The organism is Rheinheimera sp. A13L, from assembly GCF_000217935.1.
In the GTDB taxonomy this organism is placed as follows: domain Bacteria; phylum Pseudomonadota; class Gammaproteobacteria; order Enterobacterales; family Alteromonadaceae; genus Pararheinheimera.
This window is the reverse complement of sequence record NZ_AFHI01000044.1, coordinates 1-3,143: the sequence shown is the minus strand read 5'-3', so window position 1 is coordinate 3,143 and position 3,143 is coordinate 1. Positions and strand designations below refer to the sequence as shown.

Below are 3,143 nucleotides of genomic sequence, written 5' to 3'. Positions count from 1 at the left end.
TGAAAAGTTGTGGTTCAACAATAGCCAGACAGCTTTCAATATCTGGCACAGAGTTACGCTCCAGCTACATGTTATTTTCAGCGACGCTGGTGGTACATGTTTAATGGTCGGTTAAGTTTTTCTTCTTCAAATCGATAAGTAATTCTGCTTTTCGTAATGAATCCATCTGGCTGAATATCTTTAATAACTCAGCCTCATCATCACTTTCACAGAAAAAATATGCCAAAGGGACATTCAACTCCTTCGCCATCCTTTTCATTGTTTCCAAGTCAGGCAAGTGCCGGCCTTTTTCATAGTGATTCATACGGCTGCTCGCTGAGCCAGCTTCAAAACCAATACGTAAGCCCAGCTTAGTTTGACTGATACCTGCAGCTTTTCTGGCTTGCTTAAGTCGGATGGTAAAAGGGATAAGTTGCGACACTGTTTCATACGGTGAGCTCTGAATACTTAGATTGTCTAAGGAATACCAAGGGGAGTATACTTAGGAATCCTCAGTATTTCTATGTTCATCTATGTACTCCCATAGGGAGTGCGGTGTTAAGGCAGACATTCTCATGCATACATTGTCGGATCAGCAGTTATCTCCGACGCTCGTCGTTAAATCGCTGCTTGCAAAAGGCTTTCCTGAATTTTCCTTTGCGGATTTGCATCAGGAATTTAAACGTCACTTTCCAACACAAAGTACAAAAACGGTCTATCAGTCGCTCTATCGGGTGGTAGACCGTTTTGTAAAAAAAGGGTATCTGGTGAAGCAGAATATGCCGGACAGTTCCTTTGTTTTTCAGCAAACCAATTTATTACGTGAGTTGGATGTTGGCATGAACAAAGTTGTCGAGAATCCTTCGGTTCCTGCCCTGAAAGAACAATTGCGGGACGAGCTGGCCCGAGCCGAGCGTGAGCTCTGGGTCAGCAGCAGCGCTGCAGATCAGTGCCAACAAAAGATCCAGACTTATCCCCAATTGCGTCAAAAGCTCAGCAAGATGCACATGGAGTATAAGGAAAAGTCCCTGAGTAAATTGGGCGAAGTTGAAGTACTCAGACGCCTGCTTATTGAGTGCGAACAACCATGAAACTACGTTTCTGGCAGCAGGAATGTATCGAAACAGCATTGAACCACTATGCTGACGGCCACAGACATTTTCTTTGCTTGGCCACTCCAGGTGCCGGCAAGTCATTGATGGCAGCATCTTTGGCTAAACGATTGTTACAAGAGGGACAAATTGATTTTATTCTTTGTTTTTCACCATCGTTAACGATTGCTCAAGGCTTGAAGGAGACCTTTGAGTCGCAATTTGCGAGTGGATTTGAGGGCAAGCTCGGTGATGTTGGAACATCTCTGACCTATCAGGCAATGCTGAATCTGCCGGAGAAGTTTTGGTTATTGCTGAAGCGGTTTCGGGTGTTTGTGGTCTTTGACGAAATTCATCACTGTGCAGGTGATGAAACAGGTTTTAACGCCTGGGGGCAGGTTATCTTGCGCCGTATTCAGGAGCATGCACGTTTTTCTTTGGCGCTGACCGGTACTCCGTGGCGCTCCGATCAATTGCGTATCGCAATGGCAAAATATTCAGATCCAGAGGGGCAAATCCTACTTGATTATCGATATGGCTTACGTCAGGCTATCGGTGATAGGGTTTGTAGGAGTCCGCACATTGTGCTGATTGATAACAATAAAATCACGGTCAAACGTGATTCTGGCTCAGAACAATTTCCGTCATTAGCTTGTGCGCTCAATTCTGGCGAAGTTCGGTTCCAGCAAATGTTGCTGAACATAGATACGCAACGTTTTGTGCTCAAACAGGCACTGCTAAAACTTATGGAACTGAAAAAGGAGCAGCCATCAGCTGCCGGATTAGTGGTTGCCGCAAACATCGCACACGCTCACCAGCTGACTCAGTTGCTGAACAATGAATTTCAGCAAAGCTGTGTCGTGGTCACTTATAACGATTCAGCCGCACAGCAAAAAATTGAACATTTCAGAACAAGTTCTACGAGTTGGATTATCAGCGTCGGAATGATAGCCGAGGGCACAGATATCCCACGACTGCGCGTTTGTTGTTTGTTAAGTCTGGCAAGAACAGAGCTATTCTTTAGACAGGTGCTTGGTCGTGTGCTTCGCCTGCAACCTGATCAATCTAACCATTCAGGCTGGCTCTATTGCCTAGCTGAGCCTGGGCTCGTCAGATATGCAGAACAGCTGGGGCAGGAAATACCGGAACAGCAAGTAATGAGCAGATTGAACATGCTCCAGGTAGTGGCGGGTGAACCATCCAACGGTTCAAATCGCAAGGTACCGGCAGAGCTGCGCAGTGAATTTGCAAAGCAACTGGACGAGTTGTTGTTTGAGGGAGAGTTTATGCCCCAGGCTCCAACTATCAAAACCGCTCCCGAGGAAGAACTGCTGAGTGTCTGGATGCAAGGCAAGTTTACAGAGCGGGTACTGGCACTAATTGGTTGATGACTGTATAAAAAAGACAGTGGGAGATATTAAGCCAACCAGTCTTGGTTGTTCTTTCTAAACGCAAGAACTCCGCACGGAGACAGCAATGACAAAAGAGATTACGACCCACGAGGATTATCTGGAAGTACTGGCACAAATAGACGTGCTGTTTGAAGATTATGATGCCAACAGGCCCCAGATAGACCTACTGACACCCTTGCTGGAAAGGTATGAAGAACACTCAGCTCACTTTGCTGCATTTAATCAATCAGCAGCAAGACTCTCAACCACCGAATCCCTGCTCAGGGTGTTGATGGACCAGAGCAGTTTAGAGACTAAGGACTTTCTGCATAAGTTGGGCCTGTCCGAAGATATCGAATCACACCTTAACGGACAACAAACACTGACATGCGAGCAGTTGTCCATGTTATGTAAAAGATATCCCGCGCTATTTGACCGTAGTAAGCAATTCGGGTAGGCTTTCTATGCAGTCTGTGAAGGTAGGTGCACCTCACGTTAAAAATTGAAGCATCCAATGAATGTTTGTGGCGGTAGAACCACCCCACGTTAATAACTGAAGTGTTCAAACAGAATTGACTGCCAAAGGCCCCGAACTATCGGGGCTTTTTTGTTACTGACTTTTCGCAACTTGATTTGCCAAAGAGATTTTAAAATCGAGCAAATTAGAAGGTCAGCTGAAAGC

Annotated in this window: 4 protein-coding genes; 3 read left to right on the top strand and 1 reads right to left on the bottom strand. The window is 45.7% G+C overall.

Features of this window, described 5'->3' with window-relative positions; genetic code table 11:
• Positions 1 to 100: 100 nt before the first annotated feature.
• Positions 101 to 421 carry a helix-turn-helix domain-containing protein gene (locus RHEIN_RS16315; RefSeq protein ID WP_008900084.1) on the bottom strand — a complete coding sequence of 107 codons (321 nt, stop codon included), beginning with the start codon at positions 419 to 421 and terminating at the stop codon, positions 101 to 103.
• A 91-nt stretch (positions 422 to 512) separates the two neighbouring features.
• On the opposite strand from RHEIN_RS16315, the gene RHEIN_RS16310 reads away from it, so the two are divergent.
• The 3 genes from RHEIN_RS16310 (at position 513) to RHEIN_RS16300 (ending at position 2,918) form a co-directional block, all read left to right on the top strand.
• Entirely contained in the window at positions 513 to 1,070 is a 558-nt protein-coding gene (locus RHEIN_RS16310; protein WP_139056489.1) for a hypothetical protein, read from the top strand.
• Positions 1,067 to 2,458, top strand: coding sequence for a DEAD/DEAH box helicase (locus RHEIN_RS16305; protein WP_008900082.1), 1,392 nt, complete (start codon positions 1,067 to 1,069; stop codon positions 2,456 to 2,458). Before RHEIN_RS16310 ends, RHEIN_RS16305 begins: the two co-directional genes overlap by 4 nt.
• Before the next feature lie 88 nt (positions 2,459 to 2,546).
• Positions 2,547 to 2,918, top strand: coding sequence for a Putative transcription regulator containing HTH domain protein (locus RHEIN_RS16300; protein WP_008900081.1), 372 nt, complete (start codon positions 2,547 to 2,549; stop codon positions 2,916 to 2,918).
• The last annotated feature ends 225 nt before the right edge of the window (positions 2,919 to 3,143 follow it).

Bases quoted from the DNA above. Each gene is read 5' to 3' on its own strand.
- RHEIN_RS16305 (WP_008900082.1), top strand. From the start codon at position 1,067: ATGAAACTACGTTTCTGGCAGCAGGAATGTATCGAAACAGCATTGAAC.
- RHEIN_RS16300 (WP_008900081.1), top strand. From the start codon at position 2,547: ATGACAAAAGAGATTACGACCCACGAGGATTATCTGGAAGTACTGGCA.
- RHEIN_RS16310 (WP_139056489.1), top strand. From the start codon at position 513: ATGTACTCCCATAGGGAGTGCGGTGTTAAGGCAGACATTCTCATGCAT.